The organism is Bradyrhizobium sp. LB13.1 (assembly GCF_054056815.1).
In genome coordinates, this window is record NZ_JBSRYQ010000002.1 from 219064 (window position 1) to 241698 (window position 22635).

A 22635-nucleotide genomic window follows, 5' to 3' on the forward strand; every position below is an offset into this window, starting at 1 on the left:
TCGAGAAGCAATACGTCGTGATCGAAGTGTGACAACAGATCGGACACGGTCAGTTGGCAAAAATAGAGTACGCGGAGGAAGCGCGTGTTTAGGAATCTTAGAACCGCAGTCGCGATCGGTATGCTGGTTGGCGTCGCCGCGCCGGCGTACGCCCAAGGTTCATCCTGGGAGTCAGTCGTTGCGGACGCAAAGAAAGAGGGCAAGGTCGTTGTCTACAGCATGGCCTTGGGGGCACCTTACTATCTGGCTGTACTGAGATCCAGAACTGGCCCCGGTTGTTTGGACAGCGCCGCGCGGAATTTAAGTGGATTCCTGCCGGTTTATGCTGAACGCGGGGCCCTACGATTTTGTCGTTGCGTCGGGGGGGCGTAGCCCGACCAGAGCGACGACAAAATCGTAAGGCGACGGTCATGCGGCTATCACTTGCGTGCCGAAGTAAGCCTCGTCGGGCGTGCGACCGTCAAGGCTCGAGTGAGGGCGTCCCTGATTGTAGAAGGCCAGATACTTGGCAATTGACGCTCGCGCCTCGGACACGCTGTCGTAGGCGCGGAGATAAACTTCTTCGTATTTGACCGTGCGCCAGAGCCGCTCGACAAACACGTTGTCGCGCCAGGCGCTCTTGCCGTCCATGCTGATGGCGATCTTCGCGTCCAGCAGCACATCGGTGAACTCGAGACTGGTGAACTGGCTGCCCTGGTCCGTGTTGAAAATCTCGGGCCTGCCGTGCTTCGCCAACGCCTCCTGGACCGCTTCGACGCAGAAGGCCGCCTCCATTGTGATCGCGACGCGATGGGCCAGGACCCGTCGGCTGAACACATCGACGACCGCCGCGAGATAGACGAAGCCACGCCGCATCGGAATGTAGGTGATGTCCATCGCCCACAGCTGGTCGGGCCGCTCGATCTTCAATCCGCGCAACACAATAGCCATGTCAGATAGAACGTGGCGATCAGGCCTGCGATATTGCCGAGCGCCTGAGGCCCGTAAAGGCCAATGATGAAGGCCATTGCACCGAAGGCACCGATGGGCGCGACCTTCACGACGATTGCAATGACGCCGAACATCGCGTGAGCGACATCGGCGACGAACGCACGCACGGTGTGAGCCCGCTCGCTGAGACCCATCAGTGCGAAGCCGAACAAGATCGCGAACAGCAGGACCTGGAGGATTTCGCGTTGCGCAAACGCCCCGACGACCGTGTCCGGAATGATGTGCAGGACGCAATCCACCGACTTCATCTCGCTCGCTTGCTTCGCATAGGCGGCGACCGCCGCCGCATTCGACTGGCCCTGGAAACCGGCGCCCGGGCGCAGCAAGTTGGCGACGATCAGGTCTAGCGCTAGCGCGAAGGTCGAAATGATCTCGGGATGGCTGATGAGATCGCCTGCATGCGTTCCGACGATTCCGCCGACGATCACCCGATTAGTAGCACTATCGAACATGAGCTTGGTGAAACCTTCGTGCCGGCCGTTGGCGATGGCGCGGCCAGATGCTTCCCATGGGAACACCGCCCTGCCGAATTTGATGCCTTCGGCCTTGCACTGCTCTTCGGTCGTGCCGGGCCATGCGGCTTCGGGATCTGCGTAGGCGACGGACGGAATCAACATTACGGCCGAACGCTAACAGGCGCGATTGTCGGGTTCGAACCCGAATGTCCCAAAGCTGACGCGTACATCCGCACCGGCGCCTGGAGAACCTCAATTGTTCAGCGGCATGACGCTTGCTGCTCCGTACCCGACGCTAGCGCGAAGCGCCTCGGTTCGTTCGTCGATGAAGGCTTTTTGGAAATGATGTTATCGAAAGCCACCGCCATGCTGGCGTTGACCACCTGCCTGTCTTCGATCGCCTTTGCGGCGCAAGCATTTGAGACTTACAATATCAAGGATGGGGCGGGAAATGCGTTTATGGAGTTACGCTTTTTCGGCGTCAATGATGGCGCTTATCTGCCCGAGTCTCCTGCTTCAACCTGGAGTCTACAGCCGGCGCAGATCGATGAAGTGCTGGATGCCGTGCGGTATTGGGGTCAGATCATCAAGGTGGTGCCGGGACAGCACCCAGCCATCATCAATATCGGTACCAATGACCGACGGAATGCATCTGCCGTTAGCCCGCCATCAGTTAACGAGAAAGGCTCCGAAACGCTAGTGGAGGCGGCGATCACCAACCACCAGATGGGCAAGCTCCACAACGGCGCGCATGGGTTCATCACTGTCGGTAAGATGGGCTGGGCACCCGCTCCCTTCACTCCATCACAATTAAACCTGACCCCGCAGATCGGTACGACCATGGTGATGATCCATGAAATTGCGCATACACTCGGCGTCTACTCCCCTGCCGAAGGGTTTTTCTCCACGCTTACTGCGTGGGACCTTCATTTGCGTGACGAGAACGGTAAAATGGCCGCGGCCGGCCAGTACATTTGGTGCAAGGTCTGCCTCGCGCCGGCCGCGGGTGCCGACGCGTTCGATGCACGCAATGATCAGGCCTATTTTACTGGTAAACACGTCAATGCCGTGCTTGCCGGTGCCATGCCTGGTATTCGGGTGCGTACCGGCAGCGATTTTGGAGACAGTGACAGGCCGTTCTTTTCGCATATGGAACTCAAAAACGGTCTGATGAGCCACCAGGCATACCGCAACTACCCCGTCCTGATGGAGGCGGAACTGGCGGCGCTGCAGGACCTTGGCTATACGATAGACCGCCGCAATTTGTTTGGCCATTCGGTCTATAATGAGGGGCTGACGCTCATCAACGACCATCCCTTTTTCGCCCGCAATGCAGCTGGTACCGACTATGTCGCCAATACGTTCAACATGGCGACGTTCGGGCTCGGCCTGCATGTCTATGGCAGCAACAACACTATGTACCAGCGCGCCGATCTACTGTCGGGCGGCGCCGGCGGCGGCGGTATCCGGGTTGATGGAGCGCGCAACGACCTGACCATCTTGCCGGGCACACGCGTTTATGCCGATGGTGCTAATGGGCGCGGCGTCATGTTCGCCTACGGCAAGGATCACGCATTTACGCAGCGCGGTGATGTGGAAGCTCTTGGTAAGGACGGTATCGCGGTCAGTTTTGACTTTGGCCATAATGGAATGAGTGATGCGTCAGAGTATCGCGGGTCTTATTTCGTTGGCTCCACTAAGAAGAACTTGCAGAAAGATTTCCCGGATTATGACACAGGGGCATGGGGCGAAGTCAGCGGGCCACTGGTCGGCACCTTTGACCTGAGCGGGCGTGTGGCCGGACGCAATGCCGCCATCTACATGTCCGAGAGTGGCTATGTTGGTCGGATCAATGTGATGCAGGGGGCGAAGATTGACGGCGACATTACCTCCAATTACGCACAAGAAGATAACAAGAGCCATCTGCGTATCACCAACCTGACTTTCGGGTCGAAAGCCGACAGCAATGGTAAGTCGAGCGGTATTGCCGATCCTGAGTTCAGGTTTGCCTATGACGGTAATATTGCAGGCAACAATCTCTCGCTGCACATCGACGGCGGCGCCACGCAGTTTACCGGCAATCACCGGCTGTATGATGTTGCCGTGGTGCAGTCGGCGACACTGTCCGGCAAGGGGATCTATCAGATAAATGCGGCGCAACAATTCCGCAATGCTGGGATCGTAAACCCCTCGGTGCCCGGTGCCGTCATCACCATTAACGGAAATTATATCCAGTCCGAAAGCGGTGCATTGCAGCTTGCCTTCAACGATCAGAAGGCGATCAGCAGCCTGACTGTCAATGGCAATGCAGATCTCAGGGGTAGCATTGCCTTCGCTCCCGTTAGAGGCTGGTACCAGAATGGCTTTAGCATTACATCGGATAAATGGCTGGATGCTGCAAAAGTGCATGGTGCTTTCGAAAAGGTTACCACGTCGCTTGCCTCGCCAACCTTGACCGCAAAAGCCACCAAAATTGATAACAACCTCCATGAGGTGGAGTTGTCCCGCGCCGCCAATGCCTATGCGCAATACGGTAATAGTGCGAACAGCCGAGCAGTTGGCGATGTACTCTACCGAACTACTGACAATGCCAGGCGCGGATCACCAAATCTGATCGCCGCACTGGATTTCTCCGCCGCCGACGGTTCTGCCATTCGCGTCGCCCTGCCGCAATTGTCAGCTGAATCTTACGCTTCTGCGATTGGTGTGCTGGTCAATGACAGCGCTGCCTCTCGTACCGCTGTCAATAATCGTCTGCAATACGTTTTCGGCGGCTCTCCTGCTGGGTCCGCTTCATTGCTGGGTGGTGCACCAGTGGCGCAAACCACCGCGGCCTCTGCTACCGCCAGCGACACCGCGGCGCCCCATCAGGTGAGCAAGGATGATCTCAACCCTGCCTGGGCTGAGCAGTTTGGTAGCTGGTCGAGCCAGTCTGGCGACGGCAATGCAGCGCGGACCAGATCCAAGCTTGGCGGTTTCATCAGCGGTATCGATGCGGCGGTCTATGACAATTCGCGGGTTGGCGTGATGGCTAGTTACAGCCGTTCAGACTTCGAGACAGTGGAGCGCGGCTCTTCTGGCTCGAGCGAGAATTACACCGTCGGTGGCTATGCCGGTACAGAATGGGCTCTTTCCCGTAGCGCAATCGGTCTGCATACCGGTCTTGCCTATACCTGGCACAACATTGAGATGGCCCGCTCGATTGCCTTTAGCGGCTTCAACGACAAACTTTCGGCTAATTTCAATGCTGGAACCTTCCACGCCTTTGGTGAACTGGGCTACAAGCTCAATCTGGGTCCGCTCTCGGGCCTCGAACTCCATGCTAATCTGGCTTATGTGCATGCGCGCACTGATGGTTTTGACGAAAAGGGGCTGAATGGCGCAGCCCTCTCTGTCCAGCCCGGCTCGATGGACAGTACGTTGTCAACGCTGGGCTTGCGTGGCTCGACTGCGTTTAATCTTTGGGGTTATGCGGCCACTGCCCTCGCCGATTTTTGGCTGGCGTCATGCTTATGGCGGTGTGACTCCGACCTCGAAGGCAAGCTTTGCTACGGGGTTGGTTGCCCTCACCTCAGCCGGCAGTGCCATTGGCCGTGATACCGCGGTCGTTGAAACTGGCTTTGACGTTCATCTCAACCAGGACACCACTTTTGGCCTCGCTTACCAGGGTCAATTTGGCGCGGGTGGCCCACGGAACGGCGTCAACGCCAATCTGCACGTGAAATTCTAAGCCCCAGAACGCCACCTCATCACGATTGAGGCGGCCTTCTACAGTTCCACTCCCTTCTGCATCGTGGTCTGAATAGCCGCTGCATCCTTCGAGTGAGTTGGGACTGACTGATCCCCTCGTCGAAGAGCTATGGCGGGAAAGAGGGTGATGACGACTGGAGATAGGCGGCGCATCGAGGCGACTTGACCTGCCCCTGCAAATTTCCTCCACGGGGAGTTAGAGTCCGGCCTTCTCAAGGACGGACAGATGAAGCGAGCCAGGTTTACTGAGGAACAGATTATCGGCGTGCTGCGGGAACATGAGGCTGGTGCGAAGACCGCCGATCTCGCGCGCAAGCACGGCGTCTCGGAAGCCACGCTGTATAATTGGAAGGCCAAATATGGCGGCATGGACGTTTCCGAGGCCAAGCGGCTGAAGCAGTTTGAGGAGGAGAATGCCAAGCTAAAGAAGCTCCTGGCCGAACAGATGCTGGATGCTGCAGCACTTCGCGAGTTGCTTAAAAAAAATGGTAGGGCCCGCCGCCCAGCGCGAGGCTGTCGCGCATCTGCAGGCCGAACTCGGCCTGTCGGAACGGCGGGCCTGCTCGATCGTCAGCGCCGACCGCAAGATGATCCGATACCGCTCGTGTCGGCGGCCGGATACCGAACTGCGCATCGAGTTGCGTGAGCTCGCGCATGCGCGCAGGCGGTTCGGCTACCGGCGGCTGTTCGTGCTGCTGCGGCAGCGCGGCGAGCCGTCCGGGATCAACCGGATCTACCGGCTGTATCGCGAGGAGGGCCTGACCGTACGCAAGCGGCGCGCCCGCCGCCGCGCTGTGGGCGTACGGGCTCCAATCCTGGTCGAGGCCAGGCCGAATGCCCGCTGGTCGCTGGACTTTGTCCATGACCAGTTCGCGTGCGGTCGGCGTTTCCGGATCCTGAACGTCGTCGACGACGTCACCCGGGAATGCCTGGCGGCGATCCCCGATAGCTCGATCTCGGGACGCCGAGTGGCGCGCGAACTGACCGCGCTGATCGAACAGCGCGGCAAGCCCGGCATGATTGTTTCCGACAATGGCACCGAGTTTACCTCGAACGCCATGTTGGCGTGGGCCGAGCAGCACATCATCGATTGGCACTTCATTGCGCCGGGCAAGCCGATGCAGAACGGGTTCTGCGAAAGCTTTAATGGCCGAATGCGCGACGAGCTTCTCAATGAAACCCTGTTTCTCAGCCTTGATCACGCCCGCAGCCGCATGCCCGAATGGGCCGACGATTATAACCGCCAGCGCCCACATTCGGCGCTGGGCTATCTCACCCCGGCGGCCTACGCCGCCTCCCTCACCGCAACATGCGATCGGCTGCGCAACCCCGACCAGCTCCGCCGATCGCATGTTGCTCCACCCGCGCCTCGTGGCGTAAAACAAGCCGAGACTCTAATTGCCGCTGGATGAAAGTTCGGGGGCAGGTCAGACTGTCGAGCCTGCCAGAACCTGTCCAAGGAGAGCAATGCCTATGAAGTCTCCCTCCGGTAAGGGCCGCCTGGGTAGACTCGTCCAATTGGTGCGTAACAGTGCTTATGGACAGCCATAAGCGCAGTACTCAGCTTCAACGGCTTGAGGTGGTCGAGACTGCTCGTCCTCGGGGCTGGTCGGTTAACGCAGAAGGTGCGGATGGTGACGGAGAGCTTTGAAGCGCTGCGCGATATCGTCGACGGCACGGCGGCACGGCACATCACGCTCGTTGCTGATATGGCGTCGCGTGTTCGGTCCCGAGCCGATCAGCGAACGATCTGGCTTTGCGCGTGTGGTCCTTGCCGCTGAGGTCGAGCCGGCGGTTGCTGCCACACTGGCAAGCGGACAGATCGTGATCGTCTTGGCAGGAATCACCAGTGATTGTCGAGGCCAGCGCTGATGCGGCGGCAGTGGCGCGGGTGCTGTTGGTTCTGGAGCGTCGATTACTCCCGATCTCTTCCAACGCACGGATCTGAATCCGTGCCGGCTACACCGACGTGCGCAAAGGCATGCAGGGTTTGTCATTATTGGTGCACGTTGCGCTGCTCGGGACCCCTAGTCGCCAAAGGCTGGAGAATGCCGTACTCCACGCAGTAAGGGTCCAAATGGTGCGTTCGCATGAAATCTAGGTCGCTTCCGGGAGGTCCCCCGCCCGGGGGCCAAGCATCGAGCCGACTGATAGCGGGCGACATGCGCGGTAAGCGATCATGTCGGAAAACGGCTCACGTGTGTGAATGCCGTAGGTCTCGGCATGGCTCCGCCAACGCTCGGACAGGAATGCAAGGACGTCGTCGCGCGATCTGGGGACCGGATGGATGTCGCAATCCACTATGCTCCGGAGATCGGTGCTCGACTTAAATTCCGACAAAAAGATCTGGTTTGTCATCGCAAGGACCCTCACATTTCGCCCAAACGGGGATACGTCTCTAACGCGTTCTCCGCGAGAACGCGCCGTGCTGAATGCTTCATTAGAGCCGGAGGCAAGGCGCTCAGCTCGTCGAAATGCCAGTGAGGATAGTCGGTCGAAAACAGCAGCATCCGATCGGATCCGATCTGTTCCAGAATTCGCTCCAGCTGGTCTTGCTCCGGCGGTCCATCGACAGGCTGAATTGTCAAACGCACATGGTCGCGGATGATTTCGGCAGCGGGACGCTTTACCCAAGGAATTTCGGCGCGAACGCCGCGCCATGTCTTGTTGGCTCGCCACATCAGCGCCGGAAGCCAAACGAAGCCCGATTCCATGAACACGACCTTGTGCGCCGGAAAGTCGCGAACACGCCCTCGGCGACGAAGCTAAGAAGCTGACTTCCAAAGGCGAGCGATTGCGCCGCATAGTCTTCAATATAGTAGGACGGCCAACCGATCGAAGTTGGCGCATGCCGAAAGCTGCTTCCAGCATGTACGCCGATCGGCAGACCGTGACGCTCGGCTGCCCTGTAAATGGGCCAGTAGAACCGACGTCCGAGGGGCATGTCATCCATGACGAGCATCGGCACCTGGACAAACCGCTTATCCCCCGCGCGGCGCTCTATCTCCTTGATCGCCAGCTCGGGGTTGCTGAACGGAACAAGGATGGAGGCACGCAACCTGTCGTCCTGGTCCAGCCATTCCGCCGCCAGCCAATCGTTGATGGCTCGACAAAGAACCGCCGACATGTCTTCGCTGTGCAGCATCTGAGCGGCGTGAATGCAATTGCAGATGGCCAGGCGCGTTCCGAAAGGATCGAGCACCTGCCGCCTGAGTCGTTCGATTGCGCCCACTTAGCCGGACGCTCGCCAACGGGTCTGACCGAGATCGGGGCGTTGGGCGGATAGCTGGTGAGAGCAAATCCCAACGCGATCGATGCCACGAACGATGAACGACTCGCGCCAGTACTCGTCGACTTAAGGGAGAAGAGACTTCAGACTAGGGACGGACACATGTATGTCGCAATCGGCCGGTGCAACCGGAAATGTTCGACGCGTCAGAGCGTCGCTTTCTCTCAGTGCATCAGACGTCATACATGGCGTTCCCATTTGTTTTCCGGATATCTCCCGTTACCCGCCGAAGCGACCGGAATTTCCGAACAATAATTGTTTTTGCATCCAGCCTGGTCCCGTATAATTGATAGGTCAACTAATAGATGGGCGCCGGATTCCGTGAAGGACGCGAAGACGTGAGGATCGCGCCGCTCGGGTTACGCCCGGACAGCTACCGTTTAGCGACGGAGGTCCCAATTCCCGGCAGGCAAACGGAAGCCCATAGGAAAACATGCGCATTCTCCTGTTCACAAAACTCGCCGCCGAGCAGATCGCCGATCGCGTGCGGGATATCGCGGGCGAAGACCTATCCGTCGTGAACGACCACGCCTCGTTCATTAAAGCGCTTCCCAAGGCGGAGATGCTCCTGATTCCGGATCCTCTCTATTCGGACGAAGTCGCATCAATTGTTCGGGAAAGGTCCGGCAACCGAATGGCTTCAATTGCTGACGGCAGGTTTGGACAATGTGGAGCGCTACGGAGTGCCTCCCGGAACCGTCGTCACGAACGCCGCCGACGCCTACTCTCCCGCCGTGGCCGTCCATGCAGTTTCGTTGATGTTGGCGCTCAAGCGGCAATTGGGAAAGATGCTGTCAAACCAGGAAAGGCGCGTGTGGGACCGCTCGCTCGTCGCTCGCTTGTCCACGCTTGACGGCGACGTCGCCGCGATCATCGCTTTCGGCAGTATCGGTAAGAAATCGCGACGTTGATCCGGCCGTTCGGCGCTCGCGTCATTGCGGTGTCGCGGTCCGCCAGGGACTACGATGAGGCCCACGAGGTCGAACCGATCACCAATCTTCAACTCGTGCTGAAGCGCGCGGACATGATTTGCAAGAAATTGGGTCTCTATACGCGCAACAGGGGAACTGCGCTGTGACAGTCTCTCGGGATGGCGAAATTCGAGACGGGCGGTTTCCTGCGCTTCATGGAACGCGGCAGAACGAATTACTTGCGCCTGCTCGGCATCAACCAGCAAGCGCTGCTCGAGGGAACGCGGAACAGTGCGCCGGGCTTCGCCTTCGTTGTCCGTTCCATGACAATTGATTTTTAAAACCGGCGGTCTTGGAGGACCTGCTCGACATTGTCACGGTCCCGCAAGAGGTAAGAGGCGCGTCAATTGGCTTGCTACAGGAGTGCGGGCGCGGGGGCGATCTCTTAGTCTCGGCGCGTGTCCGGGTCGCGTTTATCTCAGGGGGAAAAGCGCAGCGCATCCCAAAGGCTCTGAGGCTTGCTATGGAAGAGCACAGATAGAATCCGATTTTTGTTCAGGCTTTAACGCTCCAGCCGGCCCAAGGAAATCAATGCGCTGGCCTTGTGTTGCGAGTCAGAGTTCACGAGGCTTCTCGTAGATGTGTACTGGCTGGCGCGGAGCGCCGGCTCGTCCATCAATAAAGTTTGGCCGCTGCCGGACGCATTGTCGCGCACAGCCGAGACACGGTGGTTCGACCCCGAAGAACCGTCGCTGATTGGGTCTTTCTTACTCCGCTGGTTCGATGACCGTTGCGTCGAGCCTCCATCAGCAAGCACTCGCTTCTGGGTGAGCTCCGCAATCGCGCGTCGAAAAAGCACTGTCAGAAAAACGCTTATTTCTGATAGAGTCCTCCCGTTCCGACGCCCAAGGAGTTCAAAACTGAACTCGCTGCCCAGGTCCCGTCCAGCGTCTGGATCCCAGCGGATTTCTTCCCTGTCGGCTGGCCAGACAGCGTCGATGATGCCCCGTGGAGCCCACCAGCGCTGGCGAGATACGCGACCGCGCTAGCCTGTGGTGGGAAGAGCCCGCCGAGTCTGCCGCCTTGGCGAAGATCGGGTTGGGCAGGATACGGTTCGCCGTTTTCCACGAGGATTCAGCCAGCTCGCAACGGGATTCGCGGCTCGGTCGAGGCATTAGCATAGCCGCCCGGCGCGTCGGAGTAGTGGGATTATGTTTTGTCCTATTTTATTGAACGTGTCGTGTTTATGCGTCCATGTTTTGCGGGAACGGAGACTGCGATGCCAAAGCATCAGACCTCGCTTGAAAAGATCGAAAAGATCGGGCGCAAGAAGGATGAGGCTGTCTTCCTAGTGTGTGAGTTCACCGAGCTCGGCGGCGAAGATCAAGTCTTGCGCGCTTCGTACCGCTCTGGGCAAGGGCCGTCTCGTACGGCTCGGCTAAACCTCATGGCCCTGCCAGTCCCTCGCGGCTGACACTGGATGGCTTCGCTGTAGAGCCGGAAGCTCTGGCGGTTGGATGAGAGGGGCTCGGACGATTTCTTGACGCAAACCCAGTTACCACGCCGGCCCGGACCAGCAGCCTTGCCGTTCGTCTCGATCGCGACGAACGAACCCGAGATCATGGAGCGCTTGCACGACATCGTCGCCCAACCCAACACTTGCTTCGGCCCACAGACGGCCCTGGCGCCGTCAACCACATGCTGCCGTTTCCCTAGTAATGTGATCTCGCTGAATGTCTTGTGAGTTCGATATGTCGGGCCGATGACAGACCGGAGTTTTTGCACCGTCGGCCCAGGTGGGTCGCCGCCGAAGTTCACGGCGGCGACCCTTCTTTTTTGCTAGTGAATGAGTGCGTGGGCCGCCAGCGGCCACGCCGGTAATCACTTCCACCTTCGAAAACGTCTTGGACGCTTCAAGGTACTTCTGCGGGGAAACGCGTACGGCTTCAGGATGCTGTCCAGGAAGGCTGCAGTCTGGAGCTTGATTACGGTGGGGCCTTTTCAATCGACCTTGTAAGAGGCCTGAAAGAACGTACCCCAGCGCTCCATGCTGAACTTCGCAAGCTGAGGCGGAGTGGGTGCCTCAGAACAGTATGGGCAAATCGATTCGCTTTCCTTTTGGGTCCACATTGCCCAATAGCGCCCGCCGACGCCAATGCTGAGATTTTTGGTGATGAAGTAGGACAACACGCCTTCGGCCTGTACACCCCCGCCTCCGTTCCCGCGATGTTCAGCAAAGGTAGTCCTCGGGCGCAAGAGATGGTGGTCGCGACCAGCGAAATCGGTCCGAGGCAGGTAAGCGACATCTGTGCTCAAACGCCAACGCTCGGTAAGCATGGTTTCGGCGCTCAGGCCGACGCGAGGTGCATTCCACTGCGTATCCTGGCTGCCAATGATTCGATCAGCGGACGCCCGGCATGAAGACATGGGGTTGGCAATCTCCATGCATCCGATCGAGTCGGAGTTCTGGGCGTAATAGGTCCAGCCGATAAATCCGCCCACCTTGTAGTTGGCGCCGCGCAAAAAATCATAACCTACGTCGGCCGTGTAGTACGTGAACCGCCCGTTTGTCTGACCCGATATGGTGTTGACATAAGAGAATGTGCGATCGAGGCCCCAATCTTCATCGTTGAACTTTCCTATGTCGAAGCGCCCGATGCCGACGTTGCTCTTCAGGAACACTCCCGACGGGCTGTCAAGACGGCCAAATAATTCCCCGGAAAGTCCGTCGAGGCCGTGGTAGGTGAGCCTTGATGTAAGACTGTTAGGATCTTGATCTCCAGCAGCGACTCCGCTGTGGTCCCATTGGAATCGTCCCCGGCCTGAGCCAGAGCCGCGATCCGCCTTCGAACGACCAACCGGCCGTGTAAGCAATCGGCGGCGCGCCGGCAGGTGCTTTCGCGTACAGCGGCGCATCGGACCATTGCGCCCCCCATGGGTCGGCGCCAAAATGGTAGTTCAACCCCATCTTTCCGATGTGATAGCTGCTGGACAGGCTCGTTGTGTTCGCCGGAACACTTGCGAACGGCGGAAACTGCACCGTCGGAGGCGTTCCGACGCTTGGCCCACCGAAATGCAGATAGTCATACTCTACATTGACCGACCATGCAGGCGTAAGCGCTTGTTCGATGCCCAGCCCGATGATGCCACCGACCTGACCATAGTCGAAATGAGTTTTCTGCCGTAGCTCGTTGAATTCGCGGTTATTGAGGACGTTGCCCTGATTGTGTTGCCAAGCCACGCCTCCCTTGAGATAGGCCAGCGTATGGCCGACAGCGCCGAACGCGTAACCGACGCGGCCGGTCCCGGTGGCGAAGAGGTTTGGACCAGCCGTGCAGTTTGCGCTCACAACAAAGCCGGAGGCGGCCAGGCAAGTATTTGTGCCATCGGACACAGCGCCGCTGGCATCTAGTTCGACGCCAAACACCCAGCCGTTCTTCTGCCAATTGTAGCCGACCTGGCCTCCTGCGAGGAACACTGGGGTATCGACGACGGCGCCATAGATTGACGGACCGTAGGGATTGGTGAAGGAGGTTCGGCCGTACCCACCGCCGACGTGCCCGCCAATATAGCCTCCGGACCAGCTCCACACCGCCGGTGGCAGTTGCACCGCTGGCTCATAATTCGCCGCAGTGGCTGCAACGCTTGCAAACGCAATTGTTGTGGCTCCCGAAAGAAGAATTCCAGATCGCATCCAAGTGTTCCCTGCATTGCCTCGGTCCACAACCGAGCGCCGTTATCCCCGCGTCCTGCAATCCACAGCAAGGCCGGGGCCTCCGTTGTTTCGCTGAATAGAACTTGTTCTTGCTGACGGAACTTGAGAGGGACCTCTCGGGCGGTCAGCCGGACAATTTGGTTGGAGGACTGTTTGGCCCCTTCAGTAATTTTGGATGACGGCCTTGTTTCCGACGCCATCCTGCTCAAGGAGCACGGTGCCACCGCCGGAATAGACGGCCGCCCCGTTGCTGTCGCCGCGGATGCGCGCGCTGAATTGTGCGCCACGCGACAGAGTTGCGCCGACATCATTGTCGTCGCCCCGGACTGCTACATGGGCAGTGGTGCCGTAGCCCGTCTGAGACAGTGCAACAGCAGAGTTGCCGTAGATCTGAGCGTACGTGCCTGCGGCGAGGCGGCGCTTCCTTCCGACATGAGGACGAGCGTGCGCGGCCTAGATAATGCAAGACGCCGCCCTACAGCTTCAACTCCACGCCGCCAAGTTTATCCTCGGCATCGGCACAAACTCGGCCACGGACACCATGTCAGGCGCTCCCATCTGCATTTGCAGAAAGCGCGCCGTGGCATTCAAGGGTCGGCGGCGAATATGGACTTGATATGCTGCCGCCTCTGAGGACGCCGTTTGCGGCCGGGACGCTGCGCGATCGGGTCGCCATGCTCTTGCCGAGAGAGCCGGCGCGCCGTCCCGCAGTCCATGTCGGAGAAGCCTTACACGCTGGCTGGCTCGAGCTCTGGTGTGAGCCGAACTTTGACGCGTGTACCTTCAGCCGCCGCGGCGCCGAGGCGCTTGCGCGAATGCGGCATCCGACCTGGGGTGTTCCACCGGCCTATTTCATCCCGGAGGCTCACGATCCGCATTTTAAGGAGTTGTCGCAGTTCGTGATCGACCGCGCGATCAAGGATTGGAGGGATCTTCTGGAGCAGCAAACTTCGATCGATCTCTCAATCAATCTCCCGGCAGCATTCCTGATTGACCGGCACGCGGTACGCGATCTCTGTTAGCGCATGCCGGCGCACCCCGCTTTCGGCGGCTTGACGATTGAAATCGAGAGCGAGGAAGCGATCCAGAATCTAGATCTCCTGATCGAGGTCGCGCGTGAGGTTCGCTGTCACAACATCGGCCTGCAATCGGCAATGTCGGCGCCAATTGGCCGCAGCTGATGGGGGTTGAAGAATTTCCGTTCATGAAACTAAAAGTGGACCGGCAGTACGCCGCCGGTTGCGGAAATGGGCCCCTGAACCGAACGGTGTGCCGTCATATCGTCTATATAGCCAAAGAGTACAACGTGCGCACCGTCGCCGCAGGCGTGGAGCCACGCCGACGTGATCGCTGTACTCGGCTTCGACCTTGCGCAGGGCCATCTGTTCGGAAAGGCCATGCCGCTGAAGCAATTTGCACAGTCATCTTTCAGCCCTGTTCCACTTCGTCCAAAATAGTTGCATGAGGAGTGGCTGAGCACAGCCAGGCAAAGCGTACCAGCGCTCGCCCGCGCCTCCACGCCTACTCGGCACCAGGCATGCGGCTGACTGCAAGTAAAGCGGTCACTTTGCAAAGCCAGTATCGCTTTCCCCACCTTCATTTTCCCTCCGAAGCGTTGCCGAAGGTATTGTAGCACAAAACTGTCTTGGGGAGCCTCCAGCGAGTCAATCCGCGGAGTTGAGGTTGCAGCCGTGAGCGCGGGCTTGCACAAAACCTCCAGTCAGGGCGTGTGACCGGATGCTTGTCGAAATCCGGCGCAGACGTGCGTCGGCTCGCGGCTTTTTAGTCCCGCCGCCGGTTTCGGAATCGTCAGCGTCGCTTGGCCCCGCGCTGCCATGCCCGACAAACCGACGGAAGGTCGCAGCGGGTCGAGTCGCGACCGGCTCTCGAGTAGGGCCCGAGGGCTCGCATTGGCGTGAAATAGAAGTGGCCCGTTGCTGTCGCAGATGCAACATGGTCTCAGAACCGGGACAGCACAATTTGTCAAATTGCCCATCATTGAGTGCGTCTGTCCTTGGCACGGCATTTGAAAGGGATCGCCAATGGCATCGCTCGCCTAAGGAGTTGGAAGGCATGGCTTACAAAATCGTCGCTTCGCAATGCACCGTTTGTGGGGCATGTGAGTTCGAGTGTCCCAACGCGGCGATCAGCCTCAAGCGCGACATTTACGTTATCGATGCAAAAAAGTGTACGGAGTGCGAGGCCCATTCCGAGACGCCGCAATGCGCGGTAGTCTGTCCGGTGCCTGACACCTGTGTCCCGTCTAAGACAACATAAGCAGCCCGCGTCCAGAAGGCTTCACCGCTCGATGTCGCGAACGAAGTAGTAGATGTCTAGCTTGTGGAGGCCGCCGTCCGCGTGGGGCGCATCGAGGTCGATCAACATCGTTATGAGCTTGAGGCGCTGATGGACTCCGAGAAACCCTCGAAGGACTCTGTCAGAGGACTCGCAAATTTGTCTTGAATAAGAGACAAGGCCGCCTCGATGCTCCAGGTCGCCGCGTTGAGGCTTATCGGTCGCTGGCTGACGAGCCGAGGCGAGGTGGACGGGGTCGAATAACCGCTATGGTCGAGAATGTCCAAGCGCTCAAACGCGAAGGCAAGCTCGAAGAGGCAATCCAAACCCTTTTGCCGCAGCTCGACCTCTGGGAAAAGGACGCCCAGGCGGGGCTTTGAACCGCCCCGGGTTTGCCGGAGGCTCCAACTCCTGAGAGGATGGAGCCATGACGAGCAAGACGACGAACAAGTTTTCACCCGAGGTCCGGACCCGAGCGGTTCGGATGGTTCTGGATCACGCCGGCGAGCACCCGTCGCGCTGGGCGGGAGTGACGTCAATCGCGGCCAAGATCGGCTGCACGCCGCAGACGCTGCATGACTGGGTCAAGAAGGCCGAGGTCGATAGCGGTCAGCGGACCGGCGTCCCGACCGATACGGCCGAGAAGCTGAAGGCGCTCGAACGGGAGAACCGCGAGCTTCGGCAGGCCAACGAGATCCTGCGCAAGGCAAGCGCCTATTTTGCGATGGCGGAGCTCGACCGCCGGTCCAAGCCATGATCGCCTTCATCGACGATCATCGTGGGGCGCATGGGGTCGAGCCGATCTGCAAGGTCTTGCCGATCGGCCCCTCGACCTACCACGCCCATGTCGCCAAGCGGCGCGATCCGGCCAGGCTGTCGGCGCGCGCCAGGCAGGACGCCGCGCTGAAGATCGAGGTTCGGCGCGTCTTCGATCAAAACTTCTCCGTCTACGGCGTGCGCAAGGTGTGGCGGCAGCTCAAGCGTGAAGGCTTCGATGTTGCCCGTTGCACGGTGGCGCGACTGATGCTGGACATGGGTTTGCAAGGGGGCATCCGCGGCAAGCCCGTCAAGACCACGATCAGCAACAAGGCCGCGCCATGCCCGCTGGATCACGTCAATCGCCAGTTCAAGGCACCAAGGCCGAACGTCCTCTGGCTCTCCGACTTCACCTATGTCGCGACCTGGACCGGCTTCGTCTACGTCGCCTTCGTCATCGACGCCTATGCCCGCAGGATCGTGGGCTGGCGAGCCTCGCGCACGGCGCATGCAGGCTTCGTGCTCGATGCGCTGGAGCAGGCCCTGCACGATCGCCGACCGGTCCACCGCGGCGGGCTGGTGCATCATAGCGATAGGGGCAGCCAAGGCGGATTCAAACGGTCGTCGCAACACCAGTTACTTTCACTGATAACAGAAGATCGTCAAGCGCCTCCGCCGGCGTTTTCCAGCCTAGTGTCTTCCGCGGTCGGGCATTGAGGGCCGCTGCCACAGCGGATATCTCCTCGGCGCTGTGGATGCTCAGGTCCGTGCCTTTCGGGAAGTACTGCCGCAGCAACCCGTTGGTGTTCTCGTTAGTGCCGCGCTGCCATGGGCTTTGCGGGTCGCAGAAGTAGACCTGGATACCCGCATCGATCTTGAGACGATCGTGCTGAGCCATTTCGGCTCCCTGATCCCAGGTTAGCGAACGGCGCAGCTCTTCGGGCAAAGTGATGATGGTGCGCGTGATCGCGTCGCGCACGGCTTCGGCCCCATGTCCCGCAAGGGCTGGTCCGTTTTTGACGCGCGGAGCTTCGCCATGCCCCGCCAACCGTGGAAGGTGCAAGAGCATCGTAAAGCGCGTCGTGCGCTCGACCAGCGTGCCGATTGCTGAGCTGCCAACACCGAGGATGAGGTCTCCCTCCCAATGTCCCGGCACTGCTCGATCGGCAGCTTCAGCAGGGCGCTCACTGATCATGATCTCCGGCGAGACAAAGCCCTTGCCTCGCCTGCGTACGCGCGCTCTGGGCATCCGTAACACACGCCCTGTTCGCAAGCAGGCCGTCAGCTCGCGGCGTAGCGCGCCACGGCCCTGAACGAAGAGGGCTTGATAGATAGCTTCGTGGCTGATGCGCATCGTCTTGTCGTCCGGGAAGTCGATCGGCAAGCGTCGGGCAATCTGCTCAGGGCTCCAGGCTTTGGCCCATCGCCGATCCTTGCGCGGGCCATGCCGCCGCCCCTTCCACGGAACGGCGGGACCAGGAACGGGCGCGCCGGTCGGGGCTACGACGCCGCCAGCAAGTCTTTCCTCCACATAAGTGCGCAAGGTTGCATTGAGCGCAAGCTTGGTCGGCTTAGGCCGGCGGGCGGATCGATCCGCATGCCATTGGGCAGTTATTGCCCGATACCCCAACCCGCCGCCGCGAGTGGCCGCGTTGCGCCGCAGTTCACGGGAGACTGTGGAAGCAGCCCGCCCCAGGCGACGTCCAATCTCCTGTATGGAATGGCCCTGCACCTTGAGAAGTGCGATCTCCTCGCGCTCATTCAACGAGAGATACCGCCCGGAGAGAGCCTTTGCCGAAGATCTGAACATCGCTGGTGGCATGCCGCCCGCCTTTCGGAATAATCTGCTTCCGACAGGTTGTGACAATCCGGCTTCGAGTGCAGCATCTTCGCTGCTTAACCCAGCGGCAATCGCCCGCCAAAATTTATTCTGTTCATCGCGCCCGGCAACAGAGGGCCGTCCTGGCGACGGCAATGGGGCTCGTCCTGACCGCGCCGATCTGCGCCTTACAACGTTCATCGCAACCTCCAAACTCCTGGTGTTGCGACGACCGTTTGAATCCGCCCAATACGTCTCTATCAAATACACCGAGCGCCTGGCTGAAGCTGGTGTTGAACCCTCTGTCGGCAGCGTCGGAGATTCCTATGACAACGCTCTCGCCGAAACTATCAACGGTCTCTACAAGGCCGAGGTGATCCATCGGCGCGGACCATGGCGCAGCTTCGAGGCCGTCGAGTTCGCGACCCTGGAATGGGTGGACTGGTTCAACAACCGGCGGCTCCTGGAGCCCATCGGCAACATACCGCCGGCCGAAGCCGAGCAACGCTACTACGCCATGCTGGAACAGCCGGCCATGGCGGCATAAATTAAACCAAATGGCCTCCGGCAAACCCGGGGCGGTTCAACACGCTGGGAGGAGATCGTTACATCATGTCCGCAGATGGGCCAGGTTGAGATCATCGGCGTCTTACCAAGGGAAGGACGTGATTGACCAGTTGTCCATGGCTGGTTCAAGTTAGATACGGTGTCCGTGATGGCTTCGATTGACGATCGATTAAATGAGATCAGATACGTGCGGAATGACATTTGGCGCTGTCGAAGAAGGCTTAAAAGCGAGCTAAGTGATCTCGAGCGTAAGATTCTCGAAGATCGCCTGCTTGAGCGGCAATCTGCCTTTGAACGGCTCCTAGCGAACCGATCGTGTTTGCGATCGCTCGATGGGTGCGGCAAGCAAAGCTGCGCACCGGAGTGACGTCGGCGCGCGGGAAGACTCTAGCTATCTCGCTGGCGGAGGGCGCAAAGTGATTGTTTTGTTTCAGACAGGGCGTTAGCGGGTACGCCTGTCGGTGCCACGCAGCGTCAGGTTTATAACAATCCGCATCCTCCAGCTATCTAGCTGTACAGACATGGGTTTCTCTATTCAACCAGCGCTGGCACACTCGTTGCAAACCCCTGCGCAACGGGCGGCTGTTAGCCCTTTGCATCGACATGCAGAGGGGCAGGCGGCCCCCTGATGGCACGCGAGCGAGTAAAGAAGCCGATATGACCAATCGATGGAGGGCAGGCATGACATCACCCAGACGCATCTTGGTCAGCGATCCCGGGGCAAATCAACAGCGTCACAGACGGTGCTCGCATGCGCTCAGCCGAGATGAAATACAACATCTGATCGACCGCTGCGGCACGATTAGAAGCTGCCGAAGTTGCGACCGGTAAGACCTGCAGGAAGATTGCACGCTTTAAGCCTGAACGCCGGATCGGAAATCCGTCGGTCCACCGGTGAAGCGCCCCGTCTTGATTTGACACGACAATGGAAAGGGATTGTGTATGAGCCGAGCAACTACCGAAAGCGTGGCAGAGATCAAGGCGCGCAACAAGCAACTAATCGACGACGTGTTGAAGGTCTACCCAGAGAAGACGTCCAAAAGGCGTGCCAAGCATCTGAGTGTTCACGAGGCGGGCAAGTCGGATTGCGGCGTCAAGTCGAATATTAAGTCCATTCCGGGCGTCATGACCATCCGTGGCTGCGCCTACGCCGGCTCCAAGGGCGTGGTCTGGGGGCCGATAAAGGACATGATCCACATTAGCCACGGTCCGGTCGGCTGTGGTCAGTACTCATGGGGCTCGCGACGCAACTACTACGTCGGCACGACCGGCATCGACACGTTCGTGACACTGCAGTTCACTTCCGATTTCCAGGAAAAGGATATCGTGTTCGGCGGCGATAAAAAGGTCACCAAACTCATTGACGAGCTCCAGGAGCTATTTCCTCTCAACAGGGGCATCACCATTCAGTCCGAATGTCCGATCGGTTTGATCGGCGACGATATCGAGGCGGTCTCCAGAGAAAAATCAAAGGAATATGGCGGCAAAACCATCGTGCCTGTGCGGTGCGAGGGTTTTCGCGGGGTATCACAATCGCTCGGCCATCACATCGCGAACGACGCCGTCCGAGATTGGATCTTCGACAAGAGTGCCCCAGAGGTCAGCTCAGAATTTGAGCCGACGCCGTATGATGTCGCCATCATCGGCGATTACAACATCGGTGGCGACGCCTGGTCGTCACGGATCCTGCTGGAAGAAATGGGCCTGCGCGTCATCGCCCAGTGGTCCGGTGATGGATCTCTCGCTGAATTGGAGGCAACGCCGAAGGCGAAGCTCAACATACTACATTGCTATCGCTCGATGAACTACATCTCACGGCACATGGAGGAAAAATTCGGGATTCCCTGGTGCGAGTACAACTTCTTTGGGCCTTCCAAAATCGCTGAGTCCCTGCGCAAAATTGCAAGCTTCTTCGATAATAAGATCATGGAAGGCGCCGAGCGCGTCATTACGAAATATCAGCCGCTTGTCGATGCGGTGACCGCGAAATATCGGCCGCGGCTCGATGGCAAGACCGTAATGCTGTTCGTCGGCGGCCTACGTCCTCGCCACGTCATCGGCGCCTATGAGGACCTCGGCATGGATGTTGTCGGCACAGGCTATGAGTTCGGTCACAACGACGACTATCAGCGCACCGCCCAGCACTACGTCAAGGACGGCACGCTGATCTATGACGATGTCACCGGCTACGAATTCGAGCGCTTCGTAGAAAAGATCCGGCCCGACCTCGTTGGCTCCGGTATCAAGGAAAAATACGTCTTCCAAAAAATGGGCGTGCCGTTCCGCCAAATGCATTCCTGGGACTACTCGGGTCCTTACCACGGTTATGACGGCTTCGCGATCTTCGCTCGAGACATGGACATGGCAATCAACTCCCCGATCTGGGGGAAGACCACCGCACCTTGGAAGGACGCTCCGCGGCCGAGCCTCATGGCGGCGGAATAGGAAAGCGGACGCCCGGCCCTTTCTTCAACAGAGGAGGGGAAGGGCAGGAGAACGAACACAAGAACCTGAAGAGTGCCATGATGACACAGAACGCCGAACACATACTCGACCACTCTGAGCTTTTCCAGGGAGACGAATACCAGCAGATGCTGGCCAATAAGAGGGCGCTATTCGAGAATCCGCACGATCCCGCCGAAGTCGACCGTATCAGAGAATGGTCCAAGACGCCCGAATACCGCGAGAAGAACTTCGCCCGCGAGGCGCTAACCGTTAATCCGGCGAAGGCTTGCCAGCCGCTGGGTGCGGTGTTCGCCGCGCTCGGGTTCGAGCGCACACTGCCGTTCGTCCACGGCTCCCAGGGTTGCGTCGCGTATTATCGCAGCCACTTGTCGCGGCACTTCAAGGAGCCGACCTCGTGCGTCTCCTCGTCCATGACTGAAGACGCGGCTGTGTTCGGAGGGCTCAACAACCTGACCGACGGGCTTGCCAACAGCTACAACATGTACAAGCCGAAGATGATCGCGGTCGCCACGACTTGCATGGCGGAAGTCATTGGCGACGACCTCAACGCCTTCATCAAAACATCAAAGGAGAAAGGTTCAGTCCCCGCGGACTATGACGTGCCATTCGCTCACACTCCTGCATTCGTCGGTAGCCACATCACGGGCTACGACAACACGCTGAAGGGCATCCTCGAGCACTTCTGGGATGGTAAAGCCGGCACAGCGCCTAAACTCCAGCGCAAAGCGAACAACTGGATCAACTTCATCGGTGGCTTCGACGGCTACACTGTCGGAAACATCCGTGAGATAAAGCGGATCTTCGAGCTGATGGGGATCGGCTACACGATCCTCGCGGATAACAGCGATGTGTTCGATACCCCCACCGACGGCGAGTTCCGCATGTATGATGGGGGCACCACACTAAACGATGCCGCGAACGCAGTCCATGCGAAGGCAACCATTTCCATGCAGCAATATTGTACGGAGAAGACGTTGCCCTTCATCAAGGGGCACGACCAGGAGGTCGTCGCCTTCAATCACCCGCTGGGTGTCAGCGCTACGGACGATTTCCTGATGACGCTGTCGCGTATCACCAACAAGGCAATTCCAAATGCGCTGGAGCGGGAGCGCGGGCGTCTAGTAGACGCAATGGCTGACTCTAGCGCGCATGTTCACGGCAAGAAGTTCGCGATCTACGGCGATCCCGACCTCTGCTATGGCCTGGCCGCATTCTTGCTGGAGCTTGGCGCTGAGCCGACCCACGTGCTCTCGACCAACGGGAGTAAGGCCTGGGAGCAGAAGATGCAGGCGCTGTTCGCGACCTCGCCGTTCGGTAAAAACTGCCGCGCCTTCCCGGGCAAGGATCTCTGGCACATGCGTTCGCTCCTGTTCACAGAACCGGTCGATTTCCTGATGGGTAACACCTACGGCAAGTATCTCGAGCGTGACACTGGAACGCCGCTAATCCGCATCGGGTTTCCCATCTTCGATCGCCATCATCACCATCGCTATCCAGTGTGGGGCTATCAGGGTAGCATGAATGTGCTGGTCAAGATTCTGGACAAGATCTTTGATGAGATCGATAGAAAAACCAGCTCGGTTGGCAAGACAGACTACAGCTTCGACATCATACGCTAACGC

Annotated in this window: 12 protein-coding genes, 7 pseudogenes and 1 other annotated feature; of the genes and pseudogenes, 13 read left to right on the top strand and 6 right to left on the bottom strand. The window is 59.0% G+C overall.

The window, feature by feature from the left end:
• Positions 1-408: 408 nt before the first annotated feature.
• Together ACVWYI_RS38440 and ACVWYI_RS38445 are read right to left on the bottom strand one after the other, a co-directional pair.
• Positions 409-1053: pseudogene (locus tag ACVWYI_RS38440) on the bottom strand (IS3 family transposase); the annotation flags it as partial.
• Positions 981-1607 (bottom strand): annotated as a pseudogene (locus ACVWYI_RS38445) (cation:dicarboxylate symporter family transporter); the annotation flags it as partial. The pseudogenes ACVWYI_RS38440 and ACVWYI_RS38445, both read right to left, overlap by 73 nt.
• Before the next feature lie 1695 nt (positions 1608-3302).
• Here ACVWYI_RS38445 and ACVWYI_RS38450 point away from each other — a divergent pair.
• The 3 genes from ACVWYI_RS38450 to ACVWYI_RS38460 all read left to right on the top strand — a co-directional run bounded on the left by ACVWYI_RS38450 (position 3303) and on the right by ACVWYI_RS38460 (position 6607).
• Positions 3303-5042 (top strand): autotransporter outer membrane beta-barrel domain-containing protein, encoded by a 1740-nt coding sequence (locus ACVWYI_RS38450; protein ID WP_456664836.1) that lies wholly within the window; start codon positions 3303-3305, stop codon positions 5040-5042.
• Positions 4966-5175 carry an autotransporter outer membrane beta-barrel domain-containing protein gene (locus tag ACVWYI_RS38455; protein ID WP_456664783.1) on the top strand — a complete coding sequence of 70 codons (210 nt, stop codon included), beginning with the start codon at positions 4966-4968 and terminating at the stop codon, positions 5173-5175. The genes ACVWYI_RS38450 and ACVWYI_RS38455 overlap by 77 nt, the downstream gene beginning before the upstream one ends.
• A gap of 246 nt (positions 5176-5421) precedes the next feature.
• Positions 5422-6607, top strand: a protein-coding gene (locus tag ACVWYI_RS38460) for an IS3 family transposase (protein WP_456664784.1) whose coding sequence is annotated in 2 segments (ribosomal slippage) — positions 5422-5675 and positions 5674-6607 — 1188 coding nt in all. Because the reading frame shifts where the segments join, the coding sequence is not laid out codon by codon here.
• A 957-nt stretch (positions 6608-7564) separates the two neighbouring features.
• On the opposite strand, the pseudogene ACVWYI_RS38465 reads toward ACVWYI_RS38460, so the two are convergent.
• A pseudogene (locus ACVWYI_RS38465) lies at positions 7565-8340 on the bottom strand (amidohydrolase family protein).
• 788 nt (positions 8341-9128) lie between these two features.
• On the opposite strand from ACVWYI_RS38465, the gene ACVWYI_RS38470 reads away from it, so the two are divergent.
• The 4 genes and pseudogenes from ACVWYI_RS38470 (at position 9129) to ACVWYI_RS38485 (ending at position 10869) form a co-directional block, all read left to right on the top strand.
• Positions 9129-9395 carry a hypothetical protein gene (locus ACVWYI_RS38470; RefSeq protein WP_456664785.1) on the top strand — a complete coding sequence of 89 codons (267 nt, stop codon included), beginning with the start codon at positions 9129-9131 and terminating at the stop codon, positions 9393-9395.
• Entirely contained in the window at positions 9392-9562 is a 171-nt protein-coding gene (locus tag ACVWYI_RS38475) for a hypothetical protein (RefSeq protein WP_456664786.1), read from the top strand. Before ACVWYI_RS38470 ends, ACVWYI_RS38475 begins: the two co-directional genes overlap by 4 nt.
• 36 nt (positions 9563-9598) lie before the next feature.
• A pseudogene (locus ACVWYI_RS38480) lies at positions 9599-9936 on the top strand (acyl-CoA thioesterase); the annotation flags it as partial.
• A gap of 738 nt (positions 9937-10674) precedes the next feature.
• A complete protein-coding gene (locus ACVWYI_RS38485; protein WP_456664787.1) occupies positions 10675-10869 on the top strand; it encodes a hypothetical protein in 195 nt (64 codons plus the stop codon).
• A 527-nt stretch (positions 10870-11396) separates the two neighbouring features.
• Here the strand turns inward: ACVWYI_RS38485 and ACVWYI_RS38490 are convergent.
• Positions 11397-12269 (bottom strand): hypothetical protein, encoded by an 873-nt coding sequence (locus tag ACVWYI_RS38490; RefSeq protein ID WP_456664788.1) that lies wholly within the window; start codon positions 12267-12269, stop codon positions 11397-11399.
• Positions 12160-13005, bottom strand: coding sequence for an outer membrane protein (locus tag ACVWYI_RS38495; RefSeq protein WP_456664789.1), 846 nt, complete (start codon positions 13003-13005; stop codon positions 12160-12162). The genes ACVWYI_RS38490 and ACVWYI_RS38495 overlap by 110 nt, the downstream gene beginning before the upstream one ends.
• A gap of 695 nt (positions 13006-13700) precedes the next feature.
• On the opposite strand from ACVWYI_RS38495, the pseudogene ACVWYI_RS38500 reads away from it, so the two are divergent.
• From ACVWYI_RS38500 to ACVWYI_RS38510, 3 genes and pseudogenes are all read left to right on the top strand, one after another.
• Positions 13701-14567: pseudogene (locus tag ACVWYI_RS38500) on the top strand (EAL domain-containing protein); the annotation flags it as partial.
• Positions 14568-15183: 616 nt separating this feature from the next.
• Positions 15184-15387 (top strand): 4Fe-4S binding protein, encoded by a 204-nt coding sequence (locus ACVWYI_RS38505; protein ID WP_456664790.1) that lies wholly within the window; start codon positions 15184-15186, stop codon positions 15385-15387.
• Between the two features lie 445 nt (positions 15388-15832).
• Positions 15833-16767, top strand: a pseudogene (locus ACVWYI_RS38510) (IS3 family transposase); the annotation flags it as partial.
• Positions 16117-16234 (top strand) — a sequence feature (AL1L pseudoknot). (Overlaps the previous pseudogene by 118 nt.)
• Positions 16768-16774: 7 nt before the next feature.
• On the opposite strand, the gene ACVWYI_RS38515 reads toward ACVWYI_RS38510, so the two are convergent.
• Positions 16775-18181, bottom strand: coding sequence for an IS30 family transposase (locus ACVWYI_RS38515; RefSeq protein ID WP_456663005.1), 1407 nt, complete (start codon positions 18179-18181; stop codon positions 16775-16777).
• A gap of 46 nt (positions 18182-18227) precedes the next feature.
• Here ACVWYI_RS38515 and ACVWYI_RS38520 point away from each other — a divergent pair.
• From ACVWYI_RS38520 to nifK, 3 genes and pseudogenes are all read left to right on the top strand, one after another.
• Positions 18228-18527 (top strand): annotated as a pseudogene (locus tag ACVWYI_RS38520) (integrase core domain-containing protein); the annotation flags it as partial.
• A gap of 962 nt (positions 18528-19489) precedes the next feature.
• The gene (gene nifD / locus ACVWYI_RS38525) at positions 19490-20992 is read left to right on the top strand and encodes a nitrogenase molybdenum-iron protein alpha chain (protein ID WP_456664791.1); all 1503 of its coding nucleotides are present in this window, start codon (positions 19490-19492) and stop codon (positions 20990-20992) included.
• Between the two features lie 80 nt (positions 20993-21072).
• Entirely contained in the window at positions 21073-22632 is a 1560-nt protein-coding gene (nifK, locus tag ACVWYI_RS38530; RefSeq protein ID WP_354070311.1) for a nitrogenase molybdenum-iron protein subunit beta, read from the top strand.
• The last annotated feature ends 3 nt before the right edge of the window (positions 22633-22635 follow it).

Coding starts and splice junctions, on each gene's coding strand:
- ACVWYI_RS38450 (WP_456664836.1), top strand. CDS start 3,303: ATGCAGGGGGCGAAGATTGACGGCGACATTACCTCCAATTACGCACAA.
- ACVWYI_RS38485 (WP_456664787.1), top strand. CDS start 10,675: ATGCCAAAGCATCAGACCTCGCTTGAAAAGATCGAAAAGATCGGGCGC.
- ACVWYI_RS38505 (WP_456664790.1), top strand. CDS start 15,184: ATGGCTTACAAAATCGTCGCTTCGCAATGCACCGTTTGTGGGGCATGT.
- ACVWYI_RS38515 (WP_456663005.1), bottom strand. CDS start 18,181: ATGAACGTTGTAAGGCGCAGATCGGCGCGGTCAGGACGAGCCCCATTG.
- nifD (WP_456664791.1), top strand. CDS start 19,490: ATGAGCCGAGCAACTACCGAAAGCGTGGCAGAGATCAAGGCGCGCAAC.
- nifK (WP_354070311.1), top strand. CDS start 21,073: ATGACACAGAACGCCGAACACATACTCGACCACTCTGAGCTTTTCCAG.